At 71.2% G+C, this 22,633-nt stretch carries 23 protein-coding genes; 6 read left to right on the forward strand and 17 right to left on the reverse strand.

What is annotated here, in order from left to right; all coding sequences use genetic code 11:
- The first annotated feature begins 46 nt into the window (after positions 1–46).
- Together O7629_RS21305 and O7629_RS21310 are read left to right on the forward strand one after the other, a co-directional pair.
- Positions 47–706, forward strand: a complete 660-nt coding sequence (locus O7629_RS21305; protein WP_278171271.1) for a TetR/AcrR family transcriptional regulator — start codon at positions 47–49, stop codon at positions 704–706.
- 73 nt (positions 707–779) lie between these two features.
- Positions 780–2,708, forward strand: coding sequence for a LamG-like jellyroll fold domain-containing protein (locus O7629_RS21310; protein WP_278171272.1), 1,929 nt, complete (start codon positions 780–782; stop codon positions 2,706–2,708).
- A gap of 27 nt (positions 2,709–2,735) precedes the next feature.
- Here the strand turns inward: O7629_RS21310 and O7629_RS21315 are convergent, their stop codons facing one another.
- Positions 2,736–3,341 carry a TetR/AcrR family transcriptional regulator gene (locus O7629_RS21315; RefSeq protein ID WP_278171273.1) on the reverse strand — a complete coding sequence of 202 codons (606 nt, stop codon included), beginning with the start codon at positions 3,339–3,341 and terminating at the stop codon, positions 2,736–2,738.
- Positions 3,342–3,506: 165 nt separating this feature from the next.
- Here O7629_RS21315 and O7629_RS21320 point away from each other — a divergent pair, with 165 nt between their 5' ends.
- Positions 3,507–4,340 carry an alpha/beta hydrolase gene (locus O7629_RS21320; RefSeq protein ID WP_278171274.1) on the forward strand — a complete coding sequence of 278 codons (834 nt, stop codon included), beginning with the start codon at positions 3,507–3,509 and terminating at the stop codon, positions 4,338–4,340.
- 71 nt (positions 4,341–4,411) lie between these two features.
- On the opposite strand, the gene O7629_RS21325 is transcribed toward O7629_RS21320, so the two are convergent.
- Both O7629_RS21325 and O7629_RS21330 read right to left on the reverse strand, forming a co-directional pair.
- Positions 4,412–4,786 carry a sensory rhodopsin transducer gene (locus O7629_RS21325; protein WP_278171275.1) on the reverse strand — a complete coding sequence of 125 codons (375 nt, stop codon included), beginning with the start codon at positions 4,784–4,786 and terminating at the stop codon, positions 4,412–4,414.
- A 121-nt stretch (positions 4,787–4,907) separates the two neighbouring features.
- Positions 4,908–5,186, reverse strand: a complete 279-nt coding sequence (locus tag O7629_RS21330; RefSeq protein ID WP_278174613.1) for a type B 50S ribosomal protein L31 — start codon at positions 5,184–5,186, stop codon at positions 4,908–4,910.
- A 168-nt stretch (positions 5,187–5,354) separates the two neighbouring features.
- Here O7629_RS21330 and O7629_RS21335 point away from each other — a divergent pair, with 168 nt between their 5' ends.
- A complete protein-coding gene (locus tag O7629_RS21335; RefSeq protein WP_278171276.1) occupies positions 5,355–5,648 on the forward strand; it encodes a hypothetical protein in 294 nt (97 codons plus the stop codon).
- On the opposite strand, the gene O7629_RS21340 is transcribed toward O7629_RS21335, so the two are convergent.
- The 12 genes from O7629_RS21340 to O7629_RS21395 all read right to left on the reverse strand — a co-directional run bounded on the left by O7629_RS21340 (position 5,633) and on the right by O7629_RS21395 (position 17,968).
- Positions 5,633–7,333 carry a TIGR03773 family transporter-associated surface protein gene (locus O7629_RS21340; protein ID WP_278171277.1) on the reverse strand — a complete coding sequence of 567 codons (1,701 nt, stop codon included), beginning with the start codon at positions 7,331–7,333 and terminating at the stop codon, positions 5,633–5,635. The two genes, O7629_RS21335 and O7629_RS21340, sit on opposite strands and share 16 nt — an antisense overlap.
- The gene (locus O7629_RS21345; RefSeq protein ID WP_278171278.1) at positions 7,333–8,451 is read right to left on the reverse strand and encodes a DUF916 domain-containing protein; all 1,119 of its coding nucleotides are present in this window, start codon (positions 8,449–8,451) and stop codon (positions 7,333–7,335) included. Before O7629_RS21345 ends, O7629_RS21340 begins: the two co-directional genes overlap by 1 nt.
- Positions 8,452–8,541: 90 nt before the next feature.
- Positions 8,542–10,011, reverse strand: coding sequence for a choice-of-anchor M domain-containing protein (locus O7629_RS21350; RefSeq protein WP_278171279.1), 1,470 nt, complete (start codon positions 10,009–10,011; stop codon positions 8,542–8,544).
- Between the two features lie 95 nt (positions 10,012–10,106).
- Positions 10,107–11,048 (reverse strand): anchored repeat-type ABC transporter permease subunit, encoded by a 942-nt coding sequence (locus tag O7629_RS21355; RefSeq protein WP_278171280.1) that lies wholly within the window; start codon positions 11,046–11,048, stop codon positions 10,107–10,109.
- Positions 11,048–11,830: an anchored repeat-type ABC transporter ATP-binding subunit gene (locus O7629_RS21360; protein ID WP_278171281.1), complete on the reverse strand. Its 783-nt coding sequence runs from the start codon at positions 11,828–11,830 to the stop codon at positions 11,048–11,050. The genes O7629_RS21355 and O7629_RS21360 overlap by 1 nt, the downstream gene beginning before the upstream one ends.
- The gene (locus tag O7629_RS21365; protein WP_278174614.1) at positions 11,827–12,732 is read right to left on the reverse strand and encodes a choice-of-anchor M domain-containing protein; all 906 of its coding nucleotides are present in this window, start codon (positions 12,730–12,732) and stop codon (positions 11,827–11,829) included. The genes O7629_RS21360 and O7629_RS21365 overlap by 4 nt, the downstream gene beginning before the upstream one ends.
- A gap of 55 nt (positions 12,733–12,787) precedes the next feature.
- Entirely contained in the window at positions 12,788–14,332 is a 1,545-nt protein-coding gene (locus tag O7629_RS21370) for an anchored repeat ABC transporter, substrate-binding protein (RefSeq protein WP_278174615.1), read from the reverse strand.
- Between the two features lie 214 nt (positions 14,333–14,546).
- Positions 14,547–15,200 carry a choice-of-anchor M domain-containing protein gene (locus tag O7629_RS21375; RefSeq protein ID WP_278171282.1) on the reverse strand — a complete coding sequence of 218 codons (654 nt, stop codon included), beginning with the start codon at positions 15,198–15,200 and terminating at the stop codon, positions 14,547–14,549.
- Between the two features lie 29 nt (positions 15,201–15,229).
- Complete coding sequence (locus tag O7629_RS21380; RefSeq protein ID WP_278171283.1) at positions 15,230–15,916, reverse strand: choice-of-anchor M domain-containing protein; 687 nt, start codon at positions 15,914–15,916, stop codon at positions 15,230–15,232.
- Between the two features lie 59 nt (positions 15,917–15,975).
- A complete protein-coding gene (locus tag O7629_RS21385; protein WP_278171284.1) occupies positions 15,976–17,298 on the reverse strand; it encodes a GTP-binding protein in 1,323 nt (440 codons plus the stop codon).
- Positions 17,295–17,474, reverse strand: coding sequence for a 50S ribosomal protein L32 (gene rpmF, locus O7629_RS21390; RefSeq protein WP_278171286.1), 180 nt, complete (start codon positions 17,472–17,474; stop codon positions 17,295–17,297). The genes O7629_RS21385 and rpmF overlap by 4 nt, the downstream gene beginning before the upstream one ends.
- Positions 17,475–17,599: 125 nt before the next feature.
- A complete protein-coding gene (locus O7629_RS21395; RefSeq protein WP_278171288.1) occupies positions 17,600–17,968 on the reverse strand; it encodes a metalloregulator ArsR/SmtB family transcription factor in 369 nt (122 codons plus the stop codon).
- 96 nt (positions 17,969–18,064) lie between these two features.
- Between O7629_RS21395 and O7629_RS21400 the strand changes: the two genes are divergently transcribed.
- Positions 18,065–19,990, forward strand: coding sequence for a heavy metal translocating P-type ATPase (locus O7629_RS21400; RefSeq protein WP_278174616.1), 1,926 nt, complete (start codon positions 18,065–18,067; stop codon positions 19,988–19,990).
- A gap of 43 nt (positions 19,991–20,033) precedes the next feature.
- Here O7629_RS21400 and O7629_RS21405 read toward each other — a convergent pair whose 3' ends face one another.
- Positions 20,034–20,945 (reverse strand): AraC family transcriptional regulator, encoded by a 912-nt coding sequence (locus O7629_RS21405; RefSeq protein WP_278171290.1) that lies wholly within the window; start codon positions 20,943–20,945, stop codon positions 20,034–20,036.
- Between the two features lie 90 nt (positions 20,946–21,035).
- Between O7629_RS21405 and O7629_RS21410 the strand changes: the two genes are divergently transcribed.
- On the forward strand, positions 21,036–22,049 hold the full coding sequence (locus O7629_RS21410) for an aldo/keto reductase (RefSeq protein WP_278171292.1): 1,014 nt from the start codon (positions 21,036–21,038) through the stop codon (positions 22,047–22,049).
- Positions 22,050–22,080: 31 nt separating this feature from the next.
- Here O7629_RS21410 and O7629_RS21415 read toward each other — a convergent pair whose 3' ends face one another.
- Positions 22,081–22,581, reverse strand: a complete 501-nt coding sequence (locus tag O7629_RS21415) for a DUF456 domain-containing protein (protein WP_278171293.1) — start codon at positions 22,579–22,581, stop codon at positions 22,081–22,083.
- Positions 22,582–22,633: the final 52 nt, after the last annotated feature.

Genomic DNA, 22,633 nt, shown 5'->3' on the forward strand with positions numbered 1-22,633 from the left:
TCATTGAGTTTTTACTCAACGAGTGTGGTCGAGGATGTGGAGGACCATGGCAACCAGTCGGCAACAGGCCGCCGAGCAACGGCGACGGCAGCTGCGTGAGGTCGCGGTACGCGTCTTCGCCCGGCAGGGCTTCGCGGCCACCACCACCAAGCAGCTCGCCAAGGAAGCCGGCGTCGCCGAGGGCCTGCTGTTCCACTACTTCCCCACCAAACTCGACCTGCTCAAGGACGTGGTCTCCGAGTACGGCGGCTACCGGCTCGCGATCAGCGGCGTCCTCGACCCGCTCGACCCGGACGACCCCCGGTCCGCGCTGGCCGCCTACTGCCGGGCGCTCCTCGCCCACCTGCGCGAACACGCCGACCTGATCGCCGTACTAGCTGGGGAGAGCCAACTCGACAGCGACCTGTCGAGTGTGTTCTGGGACGTGGTCGGCGACATGCGGGCCGGTCTGGCCGGGTGGCTCGACCGGGCGGTGCGGGCCGGTTCGGTACGCCCGGATGCCTCGACCACCGTCGCGGCGCACCTGGTCACCTCGACGCTGTCGCTGTTCTTCCTGGAACACCGGCGACTGCCGGAGCGGCAGTGGCGTACCCGGGCGGCGGAGCACGTCGCCGCCGTGGTGGACAACACGCTCGCCGGCATCGGCGCGGCACCGGCACCCGGCACCGCCGCCCGGGTGGACCGGCCACCTGCCCCACCGAGTTGATCTTCCGTTGGTCGCAGACCGTCGTTCAGCCAGCTGACGCCCGGCGCTCACCACCGGGCGCGACGTTGCTCGGGTGACTGACGATCCCCTGCGTACCCACCAGCCGGAACACTCCGAGAACCCGCCGCACGGTACAGCGCCCGGCCGTCTGCAACGACGTTCCCTGCTGCAGGCGGCGCTCGCCGCGCCCGCCGCCGGCGCCGCCGCCACGGTGATCGGCGCTCCCGCCGCCACCCCCGCCGTGGCCGCCGCCGGCGGGCCGTTCGACCCGGCGAGCCCGAGATTCGCGCTCGCCGTGCTGCCCGACACGCAGTACCTGTTCGACGCCGACAGCTCCGACCCGGAACCGCTGAAAGCCACCTTCCGCTACCTCAACCAGGAGCGGCGGGACGCGAACATCGCGTTCATGACCCACCTCGGTGACATCACCGAGCACGGCAGCGAACACGAGATCGACCTCGCCAGCGACGCCTTCCGCACCATCGACGGCCGGCTGCCGTACAGCGTGCTGGCCGGCAACCACGACATCCGTGGCGGCGACGACCAGCGCGGCGACAGTGTCTACCTGCGCGCCTTCGGACCACACCGGTTCACCGACACACCGACCTTCGGCGGTGCCTCGCCGGACGGCTACAACAGCTACCACGTGCTGCGCGCCGGTGGCCGGGACTGGCTGATCATCGCGCTCGACTGGCGGGCCTCCGACAACGGCCTCGCCTGGGCGCAGGGCGTCATCGACGCCCACCGTACGCTGCCGGTGATCCTCACCACCCACGACCTGGCCTGGGCCGACGACGCCGGCGCGGCTCAGCTGTCCGGCCACGGGCAGCGGCTGTGGGACCGGCTGATCCGCGACAACGACCAGATCTTCCTCACCCTCAACGGCCACTACTGGCCGCCGGGGCGGACCACCCTCACCAACGCGGCCGGCCACGACGTGCATGTGCACATCGCCAACTACCAGGACCGCTACTACGGCGGGGCCGGCATGATCCGGCTCTACCACTTCGATCTGGTCCGTAACGTCATCGACGTGGAGACCTTCGCCCCCTGGTTCCTCACCCGGGATCCGGCCAAGCGCACGCCGCTGCAGGCCGAGACGGTCGAGCTGACCGGCCCGGTCGACCGGTTCAGCGTCGAGCTCGACTTCGCGGCCCGGTTCGACGGGTTCGCGCCGGTGCCGCCGCCCGCGGCCCGGCCGCCGGTCGCGGTGCTGCGCCACACCACCGTCGGCTACTGGCGCTTCGACTCGGCCGGCTTCGGCGCCGGCACCGGCAGCCCGGTCGCTGGCAACCCGGTGCTCGACGGCACCGTGGTCCGCGACCTTAGCGGCAACGGCAACGACCTGACCGTGGGCCGGATCGGTGCCGGCAACGCCGAGACGTTGACCTTCTCCGACGAACACCACAGCGGCCAGCCGGCGCACGCCAGCCTGCGCTTCGACGGCGGCAAGGGCCCGGACCGGGGTGCCATCCTGCGGGCCGGGCCGGACGCGCCGATAAACAGCTTGAAGTTCCGCGACGGCTACACCATCGAGGCGTTCGTCAAGCTGCCCGACCCGTACCAGGGCGACCACGCCTGGATGGGCATCCTGAGCTGGGAGGGGCGCAGCGGCGACGCCGGCAAGACCACCGGCTGGTCGCCGTTGGAGTGCACCTGCAGCCTGAACATCTCCCCCGAGCGCTTCCTGCAGTACGTCGTCTACGCCGACGTGCAGGACGCCGACCCGACGTCGTGGAGCCACGCCCTGCCGCCCGGCCGGTGGATGCACCTGGCCGTGGTCAACGACTCCGAGCAGACCGTCGTCTACGTCGACGGGTCGAAGATCGCCCGCAACCCCACCCAGACCTCGACCGGCATCGCCACCCTCGGCCTGCCGTTCGTGATCGGCGCGACCTCGTTCGACCTGCAGTACGGGCAGGGCTTCTACGGCTGGATCGGTGACGTGCGGATCACCGCGAAGGCGCTGCGCCCGCACCAGTTCCTGCACCCGTACGGCTGACCGGGCGCCGCCGGCGGCTGACGAAGTTCAGCCGCCGATGGTCGGGTCGGCCCAGTGGTCGGTGGTCGACGTGAGGGCGCTACCGATGAGAACCTCGGCGGCGGAGCGCGCGTGAGCGGCGGCGGCGTTGTCGCCGGCGATCGCGGTGGTGGTCTGTACGCCCTCGGCGAGAATCGCGAGTTGGGCGGCCAGGGTCGCGGATCCGCCGGCTTCGGCGACCAGTGCCGCCACCCGCTGCTGGAACTCGGCCTTCTGCGCTCGGACGAACTCGGCGACGCGTGGCGTGGTCCCGCCCAGTTCGCCGAAGGTGTTGATGAACAGGCAGCCACGGAAGTCGTCGTCCGTGGCCCACTGCGCAAGCCCGTCGTAGATGGCGAGCAGCTTGTCGCGTGGCGTGCCGCCGCTGGCCAGGGCAGCGTCCACCAGGTCGTTCCACATTCGCTGCCGGCGGGTCAGCACCTGCTCGACCACAGCCTCCTTCGACCCGAAGACCTGGTAGAGCCGTTTGAGCGGGACTCCCGCCTCGGCGCGCAGCGCGTCCATGCCGACGGCCTGCACGCCCCGGGCGTAGAAGAGCTGATCGGCGGCGTCGAGCACCCTGCGCCGCACCTCGTCGTCGGTCAACGCCGGCATGTCTCCTCCTTCAGGTCGGGCCGCCACCCGGCTGACGGCTGTCGCCGGTGACGAGGGTCACCGGCGGATCGTCGACTTCCGGCTGGCGGAGAGAACGGTCGTTCTCTACTGTATTACACAGCGAGTGAGAACGACCGTTCTCGCACCGAGCGACCGGAGGTCGTCATGCCGTACATCACCGTCGGCCAGGAGAACAGCACCAACATCGACCTCTACTACGAGGACCACGGCCAGGGGCAGCCGGTGGTGCTCATCCACGGCTACCCGCTGGACGGGCACTCCTGGGAGAAGCAGAGCGCGGCGCTGCTCGCCGCCGGCTACCGGGTCATCACCTACGACCGGCGTGGCTTCGGGCAGTCCAGCCAGCCCACCGTCGGATACGACTACGACACCTTCGCCGCCGACCTGAACACCCTGCTGGAAACCCTGGACCTCACCGACGTCGTGCTGGTCGGATTCAGCATGGGCACCGGCGAGGTGGGCCGCTACCTGAGCCGGTACGGCTCAGCCCGGGTCGCCAAGGCCGCGTTCCTGGCCTCGCTGGAGCCGTTCCTGCTGGCCACCGACGACAACCCGACCGGCGTGCCGCAGGAGGTCTTCGACGGCATCCTCGCCGCCGTCACCGCCGACCGGTACGCCTACTTCAGCGACTTCTACCGCGACTTCTACAACACCGACGAGACGCTCGGCGGCCGACTCTCCGAGGAGGCACTGCGCAACAGTTGGAACGTCGCGGCCGGCGCCGGGTGGTTCGCCTCCAGCGCGGTCGTGCCGACCTGGCTGACCGACTTCCGGGCCGACATCGACCGGATCGACGTGCCGGCACTGATCCTGCATGGCACCGCCGACCGGATCCTGCCGATCGACGCCACCGCCCGTGAGTTCCACAAGCGGTTGCCAAAGGCCGAGTACGTCGAGATCGATGGAGCCCCGCACGGCCTGCTCTGGACCCACGGGGCGGAGGTCAACACCGCACTGCTCGCCTTCCTGGGCAAGTAGAACCGGGCACGCCAGGGCGGTGGACCGGGTGCCGACGCGCCGGGTGCGGGCAGGTCCGGGTGGGCCGACCCTCACCCGGCGTACGGGGTCGCGTCGGTCAACGCCACCACCCCCGGCAGCCGGGTGTCCTGTCGCTGGAACTGCACCACCACCGGCTCCGACGAGGTCAGTACGCAGCCGAACGGTCGGCCCAGCCGGATCGGCTCCGGGTCGATGAGGTCGTTGAGCCGGGCGTGCCGGATCCGGCGCGCCCACACCACCCAGCGGTACGGCCCCGCCGGCTCCTGATCGTCGTAGTACACGGTCAGCTCGACCTCGGCGTCGACGTGGCCGGCGTTGAGCAGGCAGAGCTGGTCGAAGCTGGTGAACTCCGGCTCGTCGCCGTTGCTGACCGGCGGGATGCGCCCCCCGGCCACCGCCCAGACGCGGGCACCGATGCCAGCCATCACGCCTCCTCGCCGGCCACTGCCGCTACGGTCGCGACTACCAGCACCTGCCGGCTACCCGGCGACCGGCTCGGCTAACCCGGCCACGACGCACCGGGAAGCGCGGGGGCGGCTGCGCACGCTAGCCGGCGGCGGCGTCGTCGCCCTCCGGGCGCTTCTTCCGGGCGTACTTGGCACGGAACTTCTCCACTCGACCGGCACTGTCCAGCAGCCGCTGCCGACCCGTCCAGAACGGGTGGCTGGCCGAGGAGATCTCCACGTCGACCACCGGGTACGTCTGGCCGTCGGTCCACTCGATCGTCTTCTGGCTGGTCGCGGTCGATCGGGTCAAGAACGCAAAGTCCGCACTTCGATCCCGGAAAACCACATAATCGTACTTAGGGTGGATATCAGGCTTCATCGGCGGGAACCGGCCTTCCTGGCGGTCGACGATAATGGTTGTCATTTTACCAGAGCCATCGCACTCCCGGACCCGGAACGTGCCAGGCACGTCGGAACACGCCCCGCACGTCGAGCCCGGATGACGTATGCTCGTATCGCAATGTAAACATAAAATTAGGGAGTATCCATGTCTCACCCGGTGCACACCGAACACCCCCACAGCCACTCCGCGACCTGCGGGCACGCTGCGGTGACCCACGACGGGCACACGGACTACCTGCACGACGGGCATGTCCACCACGAGCACGCCGGGCACTGGGACGAGTGCGGCACGGACCAGCACGTGACAGCCGAGTCACATGCTGACCACAGGCATGGTCCCGACTGTGGCCACGAGATGGTGTCCCATGGCGACCACCAGGACTTCGTCCACGCCGGGCACCGACACGCCGCACACGGCGACCACTACGACGAGCACTGAGCGACGCGTCGCCGACGCGTCGCGAACAACACCAGCGCGCCAGCGATCACCAGGATGGCTCCGGTGGCCGGCAGGTGCCACGACGATCCGGTCTGCGGCAGTCTCCCGTCACCGGAGCCGCCACCACCCGGGTTGTCGTCGCCGCCGGGCCCGAAGCCCGTGTCCGGGTCCGTCGCGTCACCGATCGCCACGGTGAGCGAGCGGGAGTCGGTGACCGTCGATCCCGACGACGTGGTGGCCGACATCTCGAAGGCCAGCCGGTAGATCCCGGGCTCGCTGAACGCCCAGTTGCCGTGGGCGTGCGTGTTGATCGGGATGTCGAGCTGCTGCGGCAGCCGGGCCGACGAATCGAACAGCACCTCGGATTCACCGAACGACCCGGTCAGGAACAGCGCGAACCGACCGGGGCCGTCGACACCCTTGAAAGTCCAGGTGACCGGGCCACGAACCCCGGCCACGACCGACGGATGCTGCGTGTTCCAGCCCGGCCAGACGATCCCGGAACGCTGCCCCTGCGGCAACAGCCACACCTCGTCCCCGGGCGCACCGAGGAAGTCGGCGTCGTCCGGAACGGTGATCTTCGCGTTGTCCTTGACGTGCAGCACCACGTCGGCGAGCTCGCGCCACACCGGGGGCGAGACGGTGTCGTCCTTGAGGCGGATCGTCCAGTCCGCACCGGTGAGATCCGGACCCATGTCGACATGACCGTCGTCGATCACCACCCGTGACCCGTCCTGCTGAACCGCTGCCGCGAGCGGCGACGCGGCGCTGGTCGCCGCCGGTGCGGCACCCGCCGCCAGCGCCCGCGCGGGGGTGCCGGCCGACGGCGAATCGGCACCGAGCGGTACACCGTCGCCCGGGGCGGCACCGGACGCCCTCGCCAGGTCCGCCGCCGGAGCGGGAGCCGGGGCCGGCACCGGCCGGGAGTCTGCGGGGTCGGGCCGCGCCTCGTCGAGCCGCGGCACCAGCACCCGATAGTCGGCGTCGGCCGTCACCTCGGTGCCGTTGGCCAGCGTCGCGGCCGCCGACAGCGTCAGCCGGTACTCGCCCGCAGCGTCGAAGAGCCAGACCAGACCGCCGGTCCTGGTCGCTGCCGGCAGCCGAGCGGTACGCGGCATCGCGTCGAGGGTGCCGAACAACGGCGTCGGCTCGCCGAGCCCACCGAGGGTGTAGGCGGCGAATCCACCCGGGCCGTCGACCTGACGCAGCGACAGCTCGATGGTGTCGCCGCGGACCGCCCCGCGGGGCACCGCCCTCGTGTCCAGGTACGGAAAATCGGTGTCGCCACCGGTCAGTGCCCACATCGGCCGACCGGCCGTGCCGAGGAACCGGAACGCCGGATGGTCCGGGGTCCGCACCGCCACGCCGCCCGCCGGTCCGAAGACCACCGTCGCCGGCTGCCGGCCGACGCCGGGAGTTCCTCGACCAGTCGCCAACTCCGTACCCGCCGCCCGGGTGACCACCGAGAGCGTCTCGCCGTCGATCGCGACCGCCACCAGGTCGGCCCCGGCGGCGCTCACCGACGCAGACTTCGGCGACGAGGCCGGCGTCGGCGACGCGGCGGTCGCGGGTGCGGCGGTCACCGGGGCCGGCGCGATCAGGGCCGCGGCCAGTGCACCGACCGCCAGCACGGCGGCGTACCGGCGACGGGTCGCCGCACCGGTGGGGCGGTGGATCGTCGTCATCATGAGGTCCCCTGGGTCGTCTTGTCGTCGGTGACATCGGTGACCGCGCGGTCCCGTACGGCCTCGGCGCGGCCCTGTTCGCGCGCGGCGGCGACGGCCTGTTCGAGTTGTGCGGCCTGCCGGCGCCGGGCGCGGCGGCGGCGCGCAGTAATCAGCCAGCCGGCCAGCCCGATCACCAGGAGGATCACCAGCTGCGGCCACGGGACGGCCCAGAGGCCGCTCTCCCGCGTCACGGTCGCCGGGGCAGGGTCGAGCACCTCGTCGGTGACAGCGACCGGTGCGACGGTGAGCCGCGCGCCCAGCCGGAACATCGGCGGTACGCCGTCGACCCGGATCGTGGTCCGGAAACTGTCGCCGGGCAGGATCTCCGGCAGCGGATCGCCGGTGACGCTGCGCCCGGCCAGCCCGAACGGTCCGGCGACAGTCAGCTCGGGGCGCCCGGTGAGTCGGACGTTGCCGGTGTTGCGGACGGTGAAACTCGTCGTGACGGTGCCACCGCCGACCGGGTTCCAGGTGCCGTCGTACGTCGTCGACAGGTCCACGACGTCCAGACCGGGCTGGAGTTCGCCGGTGACCCGCAGGTAGATCCGGGAGCCGACCCGATGGTCGACCGCCACCTGGTTGCCCTCGGCGTCGGTGCCGGTGGCGGCGAGCGAGGCGACGATGCCGCCGGGGTGGTCGCCGGGGGTGGCGTTGTCCGGCACGGCGATGGTGAACGGCACGTCCAGCCGCGACGTCGACGGCACGGTGAAGGTGCGGGACTCGAACGTGACCCAGGACCCGACGTCGACCGGTTCCCCGGTCGCCGGCAGCAGGTCGAAGCCGCCCTGGTCGGTGGTGAACGCGTCGCTGGCGTACACGTCGAGGGTGATCGGCTGGTCGGAGTGGTTCGTGATCGCCACGTAGTCGGTGAGGGTGGCGCCGGGGTCCAGTTTGTACTCGAACGCTGGTCGGCCGTTCGGCCCGTCAGGGCTGGACGGGGCGACGCCCCAGGTGAGTGACTGCGCCGCGACCGGCGGGTAGCTCGGCGATCCGACCGTCACCGGTCCGGTGACCGGGCCCGTCAACACGACGGCGGCGGCGAGGAGTCCGGCGAGCAGGGCTGCTGGCGTACGCATGCGGGGTGGTCCGTTTCACGGAGGGGGTGGGACGGGCCGGGCGACGACGCGGCTTGGTGTCGTCGCCCAGCCCGTTCCCTGGTGCGATCCTCAGATCGCGGTGAGGGTGAGGGTCGCGGTGTAGGTGCCGGGCACGGTCTCGGTCGGCAGGCGCAGCTGCAGGCCGGCCGACAGGGTCGCGGTGCCCCGGCCCACGCCGGTCGGCGCCGAGCCGAGAACGGCGCTGCTGCCGAGTCCGCCACCGACGCCGACGACGTACGGCTCGACGACCGGACCCGCGACGACGCCCTGACCGGCGGACTGGTCGACCACCTGTGGGGTCCAGCCGAGGTAGCCGGAGCTGAAGGTGGCACCGTCGGGTCCGGTGAAGTTCTCCGGCAGCTGACCGGAGGCGCTCCAGCCGGGGGTGCCGGCCCGGGTGTCGGTGACGGTGACCGGGCGCAGGCTTCCGGTGCTCTCCCAGCTGTCACCACCGCTGGTCAGCTGCGCCGGCGGCAGGACGACGCTACGGTCGTCCGGGTCGACGCTGATCACCAGTGCGCCCTGGGTGGGGTCGATCGACGCGGTGATGGTCTGCGAGGCCTCCGGGTCGGTCGGGGTGAAGGCCACCCAGAGCCAGACCTCCGCGCTGGTCGCGACGACGCTATGGTTGTCGTCGTAGAGCTTCACCTGGTATTCGCAGGCGTTGAGCTCACGGGTGGCGGTGAAGCTGTAGGACGCGCCGGCCTCGCCGGGGATGATGGCGAAGTCGTCGCTGCCGGGGCAGCGGCTGAACCAGTGGTAGTGGTCCAGCTCGGTCTGCGGGGTCTGCACCGCCTGCAGGGTGACGGTGTCGCCGGGCTGGTACTCGTCGGCCATGCCGGCGATACTCAGCACGGTCTCGGGACCGGTGCCGTCGAGCTCGCCGACGACGAACGAATAGTCGACCGGGCCGGTGCTGACGGCCGTGCCGTCGGTCAGCGTCGCGTCGGCCTGGAAGGTCAGTGTGTAGGCGCCCAGCGCGCTGAACGCCCAGTTGGCGTGCGCATGGGTGCGGATCGGTACGTCGATGGCGTCCGGCAGGCCGTCGTCGCTGCGGAACTTCATGATCGGGCTACCGAAGCTGTCCTGGGTGAACACCCAGACGGTTCCTGGTCCGGTGACCTCGACGAGGCTCAACTGGACCTTGTCGCCGGCGAAGACGCCGGAGCCGAGGGTGGTGGTGTTCCAGCCGGGCCAGAGCAGGTCGGGGTCCTGGGTCAGCGGCAGCAGCCAGATCTGCGATCCGGCCGGACCGAGGAAGGCGAACCGGGGGTCGTCCGGCACGGCCATGGCCGCTTCGGGTAGCACCTGGAAGGTCACGTCGGCCGGGTCGCGGTTGACCGACGGGCTGACCGTGTCGTCGTGGACCTCCAGGGACAGTTCACCGTCGTGGTAGTGGACGTCGACCGCGTCGGTGTGGCCCTTGGCGAGCACCACCTTCTCGGCGGCGGCCGCGGCGGTCGGCACCAGCAGCACACCGCCGGCGATCACCGCCGCACCGGCCAGGGCCGCGAGCGTTCGGGCACCTGTCGTTCTCATTCTTGGTTCCTCCCCTCGCCCGCACCGTGGACCGGTGCGGGGCGTGGTCGTGACGGGGCGGAAGCCCCACCGCACCGTAACGACAATCATTTTCATTATCCCATCGGCCGTTCGGCCACCTCTGCCGACACCGGTGTGACCTGGGACTCCGGCGTACCGTCGGACTCCCGGTGCGGCTCCTCAGCCGGCTCCCGACGGCGACGGGCGAGCAGGCCGTGACGCGGGGCGAAGACCCAGGCCAGCAGGAACACCCCGGTCGCCACCAGCACGACCGTGCCGCCCACCGGCAGGTCGTAGCTCCACGACAGGTACAGCCCCACCAGCGCCGAACCGCCGCCGATCACCGGGGCGAGCAGCATCATCACGCCGAGCCGGTCGGTGAGCAGCCGGGCCGCCGCCGCCGGAGTGATCAGCAACGCCAGGACCAGGATGTTGCCGATCGTCTGCAACGAGATCACCACAGCCAGGGTGACCAGCACGTACAGCACGATGTCCAGCCAGAACACCGGCAACCCGACCGACCGGGCCGACTCCCGGTCGAGACTGACCGCGACCAGCTCCTTGTGCAGCAGGAACAGCACCGCGAGGATCGCCAGCCCGGTGAAGCCGACCGTGTAGAGATCCCGGTCCGGAATGCCGGTGATCGAACCGAACAGGAACTGCTGCAGCGAACCGGCGTACCCCGGCGCCTGCGAGATGATCACGATGCCCAGGGCGAAGGCGGCCACGAAGAACACCCCGATCAGGGAATCCTCCTTGATCCGGCGACGCTGGGCGAACACCGCGATCAGCAACGCGGTCACGATCCCGGCGACCGCGCCGCCGAGCACCAGGCTGCCCTGCAGCACGAAGGCGACCGCCAGCCCGGGGAAGACCGCGTGCGCCACGGCGTCACCGATGAACGCCATCCCACGCAGCACCACGTAGCAGCCGACCACTCCACAGACCACGCTGGACATGACCGCGATCAGCAGCGCCTTCGGCAGGAACGCCAGATCCGGATTCAACAGGTCGGCGATGAACTCGGTGATCGGCATCAGCCGGTCCCCTCGCTGGACGCGGCGGCCACGGCCGCGGTGTCGACGCCGACCAGACGCAGCAACGGTGACCGTTCACTGATCCCGAACGTCCGCATCCACAGCTGCGGATCCCGCAGCTCGGCCGGCTTGCCCTCGGCGATCACCCGCCGGTTCAGCAGCACCAGCCGGGAACAGGCATCCATCGCCCCGATCAGGTCGTGCGTGGTCATCAACAACGGCGTACCCTCGGCCGCCAGACCGGTGAACAGCTCACCGAGCAGCTCCTGAGTCGGCATGTCCAGTCCGGTGAACGGCTCGTCGAGCAGCAGCAACGCCGGCTGCAACGCCAACGCGCGGGCTACCAGCACCCGCTGGCGCTGGCCGCCGGACAACTCGGCAACCGGCCGGCGACGCAGGTCGCCCAGGCGTACCCGGTCGATCGCCTCGGCGGTGGCCCGCCAGTCGGCCGCCCCCGGTCGCCGCAGCAGGCCGATCCGACCGGTACGGCCGCTGAGCACCGCCTCCTGCACCGAGATCGGGAACTCCCAGGCGAACTCGTGCCGCTGGGGCACGTACCCGATCGCGCACCGCCCCGGCCGGCTCGGCACCCCGTCGACCAGCACCTGCCCGGAGCGGATCCGGATCAGCCCGAGCACCGCGCGCAACAGCGTTGTCTTGCCGGCACCGTTCGGCCCGATCAACCCGACCAGCTCCCCCGGATCGACGTGCAGCCGGACACCGCGCAACACCGGGCGGCCACCGAGGTCCACGTCGAGATCGTGTACGGCGAGCGCGGTCACGAGCCGGCACGCTCCTGTTCGACCCGACGCCGTACCGCCCGCCCGCGCAGCACCACGACGACCAGCGCGCCGGCCAGCGCGACGGCGACCACGACGAGGCCGACGACCAGCCACGGACCGCCACCACCGGCGTCGTCCGGCTCGGCGGGGTCCGGCCCGGCCGGCGGCGGTGCCGCGACCTCGCCGGGTCGCGCGGCCAGCGCCTCGTCGGTGCTGGACGCGTCGCCGACGGCGAAGCGTAGGTGCCGGGTGGCCGAGACCCGCTCGCCACCGACCAGGTCGGCGCTGGCCCGGACGGCGATCAGGTACACGCCGGGGGCGGTGAACACCCAGTTGGCGTGGGTGTGGGTGTTGACCTCGACCCACATCGGCTGGCCGGGCGGCTCGGTGGAACGCCACAGCACCTGCGGTTCGCTGAACGTGCCGTCCTGCAGGTACATGACGACCTCGCCCGGACCGTCCACGTCGGCCAGCTCCAGGGTGACGCCCCGGTCAATGGTCTGCATCACCCGGGGGTCCTGGGTGTTCCAGCCGACCCACACCACGTCGGGGTGCTGCACCTGCGGCACCACGTGCACGTCGGTGCCGGCCGGCACGCCGAGGAAGCCGTACGTCGGATCGTCCGGGACGGCCCGCAGCGCGGCGTCGGTGACCCGCAGCACGGTCCGGTCCGGATCCCGCCATACCGGCTGCGCGGCGTCGTCGTGGATCAGCAGGGTCCACTCGTCGTCGACGTAGCGCGGCCCCAGGTCGACGTGGCCGGCGTCGAGCACCGCCGGTTCGGCGGCCACCGGCTGGTCCGGGGCGATCGACTGGTCCAGCGCCGGGTCTGGCGACGAGGGCTGGGCGGCGGGCAATGCCGGCTGGGCGGCAGGCAGTGCGGGCTGGGCGGCCGGCGTCATCGCCAGCAGCGCGGAGACGGCCATCGACAGGCCGATCGACTTCACTGATGCCTCCTCACGGTGCCAGGCAGTCGAGCAGCGACTCGGCGTTGAACCGCATCAGCTCGACGTAGCTGGTCACCCGGTCGTCCAAGGTGTCGCCGTAGATTTCGCAGACCCGCACGTCGAGGTCGTCGGCGAGCTCGGTCAACGTCGACGACCGCGACCGCAGGTTGGGCTCCAGGAACACCGCCGGCACCCGCAGGTTGCGGATCGTCTCGGTGAGCCGACGCCGGTCGGCCAGGCTCGGTTCGGCCGCCGGATGCGGGGTGACGAAGCCGGAGATCTGCACGTCGTACGCGGCCCCCAGGTAACCGAACGCGTCGTGGGTGGTGATCAGGTGCCGTCGGCCGGGTGGGATGCGCGCGATGGTCTGGCGGACGTGGTCGTCGAGCACCGACAGTTCGGCGATGTAGGCGGTGGCGCGCCGCCGGTACTCGGCGGCACCGGCCGGGTCGACGCCGGTCAGGGTGTCGCGGATCAGCTCGACGTAGGCGATCACGTTGCGGACGTTCTGCCACAGATGCGGGTCGATCTCGCCATGTACGTGCTTGCCGAGCACCGCCTGAGGCAGCTGGAAGATCTCGGCGCCGGGGCGGCCGAGGAACCGGAAGTCCCGCCCGGCCGGCACCTGGGCGAGGGCCTTGTTCGGCACCTCGATGACGGTGTCGGCCGGGTCGTGCACCTGCTGGTGGGTCCCGCCGTCGCCGTGCGGGTCGGCGTACAGGTACAGCGCCGGCTCGCCGCGCGCCGCCGCGTCGAGGTCGACGGTGATGTCGGCGTGCCCGCCGCGCAGCACCTCGGCACCGGCCATGCCGGGCACGCTGTGCGGGTCGACGCCGACGGCGAAGGTGAAGGTCTGTTCCCCGAGGGCGACCGGGCGGCTGTCGGGGCTGACCGCCAGCCGCGCCGACATGGTCAGCCGGTAGACGCCCGGCTCGGTGAAGGCCCAGCTCATGTGGGTGTGCGCGTCGGCCGGCAGGGTGGCGGTGTCGTCCCGGTAACCGGTGGCGGCGTCGAACCCGTCGGCCGAGTCGAGGTAGACGGCCGGGTTGCCGAACGACTCGGTGAGGTAGGCGGCCATCGTGCCGGGGCCGGTCACGGCGGTGCTCTGCAGCAGGATGTCGGAGGCCCGGTCGGCGCCGTAGGTCTCGCCGGTGCCACGTACCCGCATGCCGAGCCAGATGGTGTCGAGCGCGACGTCCTCGACCAGCGGGATGATCTCGGCGGCGTACTTGACGGCACCTTCGGCGAGCGAGATGTTCGGTACGCCGTCGGGCAGGTTGGCGTCGAGCGCCTTGATGATGGCGTGCTCCTCCAGCAGCAGGTAGTTGCTGAAGGCGACGTCGGCGTAGACGACGTTGCGCACGTCGCGCAACGACGGCTCGTACGAGTGGGGGTCGGCGCCGTCGGGGACGAGCGAGGCGACCGCGACCCGGTCTCCGCCGACGTTGTCGACCAGGTCCCGCAGGATGCCGGTGGTGGTGACGACCTGGAGACGGTCGTCGGCGGCGCTCAGCGTCGGCGGGACCGCGCAGCCGGTCAGGCCGACCGCCAGCAGGACCGACCCGACGAGTCCCCGTCCGCGCACTGTCCCACCTGTCTCCCCATCGTCCCCGCGCACCGCACGTTAGCACGCAAACGATAACCGTTGTCATCCCCGTTGCGGTGTCCAGCCGGTGCCGAAGAGGTGATGATCGGCACCGGCCGGACGATGGATCGGCGGACACCCGCCGGTTCGTCTGCCGGGGGTCGGCAGAGGATCAGCCGAGGGGTCAGCCGACCTCGAAGGTGAACTCCTCGGTGGCGCTCACCGTCTGCCCGTTCGACGTCCGGACCCCGCTGACCTCGAACGTCGCCACGTACGTGCCGGCGGCGTCGAAGCCCCAGTTGACGTGGGCGTGGGTGTTGCGGCTGACGTTCAGGCTGTCCGGCAGCCCGTTGCCACTGTCGAACAGCACGGTGGGGGTGCCGCCGGAGGCGGTGAAGACGCTGAACCCACCGGGCCCCTGCACGTCGGTCAGCTTGACCGTGACCCGGTTGAACTGCAGGGCGCCGCTGGCCACCCCGGTGGTGTCCCAGCCGGCCCAGAGCAGGCCGGCGGTGTTGGTCTGCGGCAGGACGTAGGCGTACCCGCCGGTGCCGAGGAACGACCACGCGGAACTGGACGGTACGGCGGTGTAGGCCGCGGTCGGCACCACGAAGACCACGGTGGACGGATCCCGCTCGACGAAGGTCGACCCGGTGTCGTCACCGACAGTGAGCTCGATCGGCCCGCCTGCGACGTGATCGATGTCCAGGATGTCGACGTGGCCGCTGGTCAACTCGACGACCGTGGCCTGCGCCGTGGCCGGTACGGCGACCGCGAGCGCCGCCGCGAGCGTGCTCGACGCGACCGCGGCCAGCAACCGACGGGTGGAGGTGTTCATCACGCTGCTCCCTTCCGATCCGGCCCGAATCAGGGCAGGACGACGAATCGCAGGTAGACCGAGTCGGACTCGACGACGGTCGTGGTGCCGGCCAGCGTGGCACTGGCCTTGACCTTGAGCAGGTACCCGCCGGCCTTACTGAACGCCCAGTTGACGTGCAGGTGCTCGCCGACCGACAGGTCGACGACGTCCGGCAGCCCGTCGCGGCTGTTGGCCAGCACGGTCGGCTGCCCGAACAGGTCCTCGGTGTAGATCGCCATCTTGGCGGAGCTGGGGGCGCTGATCAGCTGCTGCACGGTCAGGTCGACCGTGTCGCCCTCGAAGACGCCCGCTTCCAGTTCCTCGGTGGCGATGCCGGCGAAGAGCAGGTCCTCGTTCTCCACCTGCGGCAGGATCCAGACCGGCGCGCCAGCGGTGCCGAGGAAGGCGAAGGCCGAGTCGCTGGGCACAGTGGTCTTCGCCTCGGGCTTGACGACGAAGATCACGTCGTCGTGGTGGCGGTGCTCGCCGGGCTCGACGGTGTCGTCGTGGACGCCGAGCTCCATCTCCCCGTCCTCGTACTCCACTTCGATCACGTCGACATGGCCGGCGGAGAGGACCACCGGCAGGCCGGCGCCGTGGGCCTGTGCCGGCGCGGCCGAGACGACCAGTGCGGCGATCATCGCCGATGCGGTGACGAGCGCACCGGTGGCCCGACGGCGGGTTGCGGTCAACACGAGACAGACTCCCTCCCGGTGATCCCCGATGGACCACCGGGAGCTAACGGTAATCGTTTTCATCTAGCTGCGATAGGGGTCTGTGCTGTCTGGCTCGACACATGTCCATGTTCGCCCAGCCCACCGGGATGTTCGTCCAGCTCACCGAGATCCCACTCAGGAAACGGATCCGGCAACGCGCTCCAGGCGGCCAGCCCGGCCGCCAGCCCCGCGCCCGCCGCCGCCAGCTCGGTGCCGGTGAGCAGCGCGGCGTCCAGCGCCGTCCGCAGCCCGTCGCCGTCCAGCCCGATGCCGATGAACACCAGCTCCTGATGCCGGTCGCCGAAGACCGGATCCCACCGGGAGGCAAGGTCGGCCCGCTCGTCCGGGTCGTCCGGCCACTCGCCGGAGCTAGCCACCGGCACCCCCGCCGGATCACACCGCGCCGACGGACCAGCCTGCGACCACAGTGCCTGCACGTCCGGGCGGGTGGCAAGCCAGAGAAAGCCCTTCGACCGTACGACGCCGAAGCTGTCCAGCTCGGCGAGCAGATCCCAGAGCCGCTGCGGATGAAACGGCGCGACCGCCCGGTAGACGATGCTGCTGATGCCGTACTCGATGGTCTCCGGCACGTGCTCGCCGTTGAGCTCGGCGACCCAGCCCGGAGCGGTCTCGGCAGCCGCCAGGTCGAACCGTCCAGTGTCGAGCACCTCGGCCATCGGGACCCGCGCCCGCACGGTCCGCAGTTGCCGGGCCTTCGGGTTCAGCCTGGTCACCAGCGCCTGCACCGTCGCCAACTCGGCCGCCCCGACCAGGTCGGTCTTGTTGATCAGGATCACGTCGGCGAACTCGATCTGGTCGACCAGCAGATCGGCGATGGTGCGGTCATCGTCGTCGTACGCAGCCAGCCCTCGCTGCTCCAGCGACTCACCGGCCCGCAACTGGGCGATCAGGTGCGGCGCGTCGACCACGGTGACCATGGTGTCCAGCCGAGCGACGTCGTCCAGCACCCCACCATCGTCGGTGCCGAAGGCGAAGGTGGCCGCCACCGACAGCGGCTCGGAGATGCCGCTCGACTCGATCACCAGGTAGTCGAAGCGGCCCTGCCGGGCCAGCCGGGCGATCTCCACCAGCAGGTCGTCGCGCAGGGTGCAGCAGATACAGCCGTTGGTCATCTCGACCAGGCGTTCCTCGGTACGCGACAGGCTGCCGCCGTCGCGCACCAGCGCGGCGTCGATGTTGATCTCGCTCATGTCGTTGACGATGACCGCGACCCGCCGCCCTTCCCGGTTGGCCAGGATGTGGTTGAGCAGGGTGGTCTTGCCCGCACCGAGGAATCCGGACAGCACCGTCACCGGCAGCCGACGGTCGCTGGCCGTCTCGTCGGTCCCCACACCGGTCATCGCGGATCCTCGACCTGACGGCCCCGGTAGAGACCACAGTGTGCGCAGGCCCGGTGCGGCAGGATCTTCTCCTGACGTGGGCAGGGGCAGGTGACCAGCGTCGGTGCCGCCGCCTTCCACCGGGCGCGGCGGTGGCGGGTGTTCGACCGCGAGGTGCGGCGCTTCGGTACGGCCATGGAACGGCCTCCTCTCATCTCCGCACAGAAGATAACGGTAGCCGTTTTCATTAAGATCGTCGGCCGGGCGACCGAAACCGCCGACCGACCGCAAAGCCGGTCGACCCGTCACCTGCCGTGGCCGGTCACCCGTCGTGGTCGGGGACCCGCTCCCCCAGGCCGTGATCGGGCAGGTCACGATCGGCGTGGTCGGCGTGGAACAGCGCCTCGGCCAGCAACTGCCGGACGTGCACGTCGGCGGCCGAGTAGTAGACGAAGGTGCCTTCCCGGCGACCCCGGACCAGCCCGGCCAGCCGCAGCTTGGCCAGATGCTGGCTGACCGCCGTCGGCGCGGCACCGACCAGCTCGGCCAGGCAGGCGACCGACGACTCACCCTGCAGCAGCGCCCAGAGAATCTTGATCCGGGTGGGGTCGGCGAGCAGGCGGAACGTCTCCGCGGCCAGGTGCACCTGCTCCTCGACCGGCATCCGGAAATCCGGAATCGAGGTGTGCATGCCGGTCAGACTAGTCGAGGCCGCCTACTTGCTTACCTGCGTAGCTGCGCAGCTATTGTAATGGCCGTGCTGACCGAGACTGCGCCACTTGCGCCCCTGCCACGCGCCGAGCGCCTGACCGACGCCACCCGCCGTACCCCGGTCTGGTCGCTGCCCGAGGTCCGCTGGGCGACGGCCGCCACCGGCCTGTTCGCCCTCGGCGGCGCACTGCACCTGGCCGGAGCCCCGGCGTGGAGCTGGTGGGCCGCCTACCTGGCCTGCTACGTCGCCGGCGGTTGGGAACCGGGCTGGTCCGGGCTGCGGGCACTACGCGAACGCACCCTCGACGTCGACCTGCTGATGGTGGTCGCCGCGATCGGTGCCGCCGCCGTCGGTCAGGTCTTCGACGGCGCCCTGCTGATCGTCATCTTCGCCACCTCCGGCGCGCTGGAAGCGCTCGCCACCCGACGCACCGCCGACGCCGTACACAGCCTGCTCGACCTCGCCCCACCCCAGGCGACCCGGATCACCGACGACGCCGAACAGCGGGTCGACACCGTCTCGCTGCGCGTCGGCGACCTGATCCTGGTCCGCCCCGGCGAGCGGATCGGTGCCGACGGGCAGGTCGTCGACGGCACCAGCGAGGTGGACCAGGCCACCATCACCGGCGAACCGCTCCCGGTGGACCGCCGTCCCGGTGACGACGTGTACGCCGGCACCCTCAACGGCACCGGCGTGCTACGGGTCCGGGTGACCACACCCGCCGGGGATACCGTCGTCGCCCGCATCGCGGCCATGGTCGAGGAGGCCGCCGCCAGCAAGGCACCCACCCAGTTGTTCATCGAAAGGATCGAGCAGCGCTACTCGGTAGGGGTCGTGGTGGCGACCCTGGCCCTGTTCGGCATCCCGCTCGCCCTCGGCGACAGCCTCACCGACGCCCTGCTCCGGGCGATGACCTTCATGATCGTCGCTTCCCCCTGTGCCGTGGTGCTGGCGACCATGCCGCCGCTGCTCGCCGCGATCGCCACCGCCGGCCGACACGGCGTACTGGTCAAATCCGCCGGTGCGATCGAACGTCTCAGCCGCGCCGACCTGGTCGCCTTCGACAAGACCGGCACCCTCACCGAAGGCCGGCCCCGGGTCACCGCCGTGCACCCCGTACCGGGCAATCCGGCCACCGACGATGCCGACCAGCTGTTGGCCCTGGCCGCCGCCGCCGAACTACCCAGCGAGCATCCGATCGGCGCCGCCGTGGTCGCGGCGGCCCGCGACCGCCGGCTCGCGATCGCCGCCACCGACGCGTTCGCCGCACTACCAGGGCGCGGCGTCACCGCCCGCATCGGTGACCGGCAGCTAGCGGTGGCCAGCCCGGCCCAACTGCTGACCACCACCGACGACGAGGCCCGCCGGCTGGTCGCCGAAGTGGAGTCCGCCGGGCAGACCGCCGTCGTGGTCGCCGTCGACGGCACTCCGGCAGCCGTACTCGCGCTGACCGACCGGTTGCGCCCCGGCGCGGCCTCGGTCACCGCCGCGCTGCGAGTCCTGACCGGGCGGTCGCCGGTGCTGCTCACCGGCGACAACCCGCAGGCAGCCGGCAGACTCGCCGGTGAGGTCGGCATCGACGAGGTACGGGCCGGCCTGCTACCACAGGACAAGGTCGCGGCGGTACGGCAACTGCAGTCCGCCGGCCGGCAGGTGCTGGTGGTCGGCGACGGAGTCAACGACGCGCCCGCACTGGCCACCGCGCACACCAGTGTCGCGATGGGCGGCGTCGGCGCCGACCTCGCCCTGGAGACCGCGGACACCGTCATCGTCCGCGACGACCTGACCACCGTCCCCGCGCTCGTCGCCCTCGCCCGGCGGGCCCGGCGCTGTGTCGTCGCCAACCTGGCGATCGCCGGCACCGTCATCGTGGTCCTGGCGACCTGGGACATCGTCGGCCACCTACCGCTGCCGCTCGGCGTGGCCGGCCACGAAGGATCCACGGTGCTGGTCGCGCTCAACGGCATGCGACTGCTGCGCCGCTCGGCCTGGCAGCGTTGACGGGCCAGGCGCCGTCGGTGTGCCCCGACGGTCCGGTCGCCCCTCAGCCGCCTGCCGGCGACGGCCCCGACGCTGCCGACGCCAGGTCGCCGGCACGCAGCCGGGCCGCGTCGCGACCTGGCGGTACGCCGTACGCCCGCCGGTACTCGCGGTTGAACTGCGTCGCGCTGACGTACCCGACCGTCCTGGCCACTCCAGCGGCCGAGTCGGCGCCGGTGACCAGCAGTCGCCGGGCCTGCTGCAGCCGCAGGGCCTTCTGGAACCGCATCGGGCTCATCCCGGTCACCGCCTTGAAGTGCCGGTGCAGGGTCGCCACGCTCAGGTGGGCCGCCGCCGCGATCTGCTCGACCGTCAACGGCTCGGCGTACCGGGCCCGGATCAGCCCGGCCGCCGCCCGGACCTGCGACAACCGGGACTCGGCGACGGTGAGCTGACGCAGCGCCGGCCCGAGCGGGCTGCCCAACAGCCGGTACAGGATCTCGCCCTCCATCCGGGCGGCGAGCGGCCGGATGTCGGCCGGGTCGTCGAGCAGCCGCACCCACCGGGTGACCGCCTCGACGATCCCCGGGGTCATCGCCGCGGTGGTCAACGCGGCCGGCTCCGCCGACCCGGCCGGCGGCGACGGTGGCTCATCCAGCTCCAGCAGCAGGTCGGCGAGCATCCGTCCGTCCAGACGCAGCACCGCCGACCGGTACGGCACCTGCTCGAACACGGCGGTCACCGGCAGCTCCACCGAGCTGAGGAACATCGTCCCACGGCCGACCAGCCAGCTGCGCTCACCAGCGGTACTGCGTTTGGCGCCTTGAGCCACGAAGCAGATCATCGGCTCGTACAGCAGATCGGTCGGCCCGGCCTGCTCGTCGTCGAAGCGGACCAGCCGCAGCCGCGGCACCGCGGTCTCGACCGCCCGCGCCGGGCAGTGCCGGGCGACGACCCGCGCCAGCTCGTCGATCATCGGTCGCTCCGTCGTCGGTGAGAGGATCAGGCAAGAGTACGCGGAGCGCGCCCCATGCCGGCGCCCCCGGGGCGGACATAGCGTCGGGTCATGACACAGACAGCGAACGGCCGGCAGCTGCCCCGGCGCAACCTGGGATCGCAGGGGCTCGAAGTCGGCGCGATCGGCCTCGGCACGATGGGCATGACCATGGCGTACGGTCCGGCCGACCCGGCCAGCGGCATCGCCACCATCGGTCGGGCGTACGAACTCGGCGTCACCATGTTCGACACCGCCGAGCTGTACGGAATGGGCACCGGCAGCAACGAGCAACTGCTCGGCAAGGCGGTACGCGGCTTCCGTGACGAGGTGGTGCTCGCCACCAAGTTCGGCCTCGACCTGACCGACCCGAGCCGGTTCGGCACCGCGTTCGACAGCCGGCCGGAACACATCCGCGAGGTCACCGACAACAGTCTGCGCCACCTCGGCACCGACCACATCGACCTGCTCTACCAACACCGGGTCGACCCGAACGTGCCGATCGAGGACGTCGCCGGCACTGTCGGGGAGCTGATCGCCGAAGGCAAGGTGCGCTACTTCGGGCTGAGTGAGGCCGGCCCGGACATCATCCGGCGTGCGCACGCCGTCCACCCGGTGTCGGTGCTGCAGACCGAGTACTCGGTGTTCGAGCGGACGGTGGAGCCGCAGGTGCTGCCGACGGTCCGCGAGCTGGGCATCGGGTTCGTGGCGTACTCGCCGCTCGGCCGCGGCTTCCTGACCGGCGCGGTCCGGCCCGCCGCCGAATACCCGGACGGTGACATGCGGACCTGGGACGAACGCTGGCAGCCGGGCAACTACGAACAGAACCTGGCGGCGGTGCGTGAGCTGACCGCGATGGCCGCCGCCAAGGGCGTCGCGGTCACCCAGCTCGCCCTGGCCTGGCTGCTCGCCCAGGGCGAGGACATCGTGCCGATCCCGGGTACCCGCAACCCGCAACGGCTCGCCGAGAACGTGGCGGCGGCCACCGTACAGCTCAGCGCGGCCGAGGTCGACCGGATCCGCCAGATCCTGCCGCACGGCGCGGCCGGCTCCCGATACCCGGCCGCCCGGATGCCGGTCTGGTGACATTCGACGCGCCGCCCGGTCTGCTCGTGGTTCAGGCCACGAGCAGGCCGAGCAGCCACAGTCCGGCAATCGCGAGCGCGGCACCCAGCTCGATCAGCATCGCCAGCCCGACCGCCAGCACCGCCCGCTTCGTGGCCGGCCAGGCGGCGGCGAAGTCGCCGAGCCGCTGCCGCTCGGCCAGCCAGACGCCGAGCACGAAGCCGATCACCAGGCCGAGCACCGGGACGACGAAGAAGCCGACCAGGCCCAGCGCGCCGCCGACCAGCAGCGACCGGTTGGGTACGCCGGCCCGTTTCAGGTCCCGTCCCGGCCACAGATATTTGATCACCGTGCCGCCGACGGCGATCAGGGTCGCCACGGCGACGATCAGCCACCGGCCGCCACCGGCGTCGCTGAAGACCGCCCAGCCGAGCACCCCGGCCCAGCAGAGCAGCAGACCGGGCAGGATCGGCACGATCACGCCGATCAGCCCGACCAGGATGGCCAGGCCGCTGAGCAGGGTGACCAGCGTCTGTGTGTCGTCGAGATCCACACCGACAGGGTGACCGACGGCCGCCAGCAGGTCGAACCCGGCGTCATCCGAG

The organism is Solwaraspora sp. WMMD792, assembly GCF_029626105.1.
Taxonomy (GTDB): domain Bacteria; phylum Actinomycetota; class Actinomycetes; order Mycobacteriales; family Micromonosporaceae; genus Micromonospora_E.

Coding starts and splice junctions, on each gene's coding strand:
- O7629_RS21305 (WP_278171271.1), top strand. CDS start 47: ATGGCAACCAGTCGGCAACAGGCCGCCGAGCAACGGCGACGGCAGCTG.
- O7629_RS21315 (WP_278171273.1), bottom strand. CDS start 3,341: ATGCCGGCGTTGACCGACGACGAGGTGCGGCGCAGGGTGCTCGACGCC.
- O7629_RS21320 (WP_278171274.1), top strand. CDS start 3,507: ATGCCGTACATCACCGTCGGCCAGGAGAACAGCACCAACATCGACCTC.
- O7629_RS21325 (WP_278171275.1), bottom strand. CDS start 4,786: ATGGCTGGCATCGGTGCCCGCGTCTGGGCGGTGGCCGGGGGGCGCATC.
- O7629_RS21330 (WP_278174613.1), bottom strand. CDS start 5,186: ATGAAGCCTGATATCCACCCTAAGTACGATTATGTGGTTTTCCGGGAT.
- O7629_RS21335 (WP_278171276.1), top strand. CDS start 5,355: ATGTCTCACCCGGTGCACACCGAACACCCCCACAGCCACTCCGCGACC.
- O7629_RS21340 (WP_278171277.1), bottom strand. CDS start 7,333: ATGACGACGATCCACCGCCCCACCGGTGCGGCGACCCGTCGCCGGTAC.
- O7629_RS21345 (WP_278171278.1), bottom strand. CDS start 8,451: ATGCGTACGCCAGCAGCCCTGCTCGCCGGACTCCTCGCCGCCGCCGTC.
- O7629_RS21350 (WP_278171279.1), bottom strand. CDS start 10,011: ATGAGAACGACAGGTGCCCGAACGCTCGCGGCCCTGGCCGGTGCGGCG.
- O7629_RS21355 (WP_278171280.1), bottom strand. CDS start 11,048: ATGCCGATCACCGAGTTCATCGCCGACCTGTTGAATCCGGATCTGGCG.
- O7629_RS21365 (WP_278174614.1), bottom strand. CDS start 12,732: ATGACGCCGGCCGCCCAGCCCGCACTGCCTGCCGCCCAGCCGGCATTG.
- O7629_RS21375 (WP_278171282.1), bottom strand. CDS start 15,200: ATGAACACCTCCACCCGTCGGTTGCTGGCCGCGGTCGCGTCGAGCACG.
- O7629_RS21385 (WP_278171284.1), bottom strand. CDS start 17,298: ATGACCGGTGTGGGGACCGACGAGACGGCCAGCGACCGTCGGCTGCCG.
- rpmF (WP_278171286.1), bottom strand. CDS start 17,474: ATGGCCGTACCGAAGCGCCGCACCTCGCGGTCGAACACCCGCCACCGC.
- O7629_RS21395 (WP_278171288.1), bottom strand. CDS start 17,968: ATGCACACCTCGATTCCGGATTTCCGGATGCCGGTCGAGGAGCAGGTG.
- O7629_RS21405 (WP_278171290.1), bottom strand. CDS start 20,945: ATGATCGACGAGCTGGCGCGGGTCGTCGCCCGGCACTGCCCGGCGCGG.
- O7629_RS21410 (WP_278171292.1), top strand. CDS start 21,036: ATGACACAGACAGCGAACGGCCGGCAGCTGCCCCGGCGCAACCTGGGA.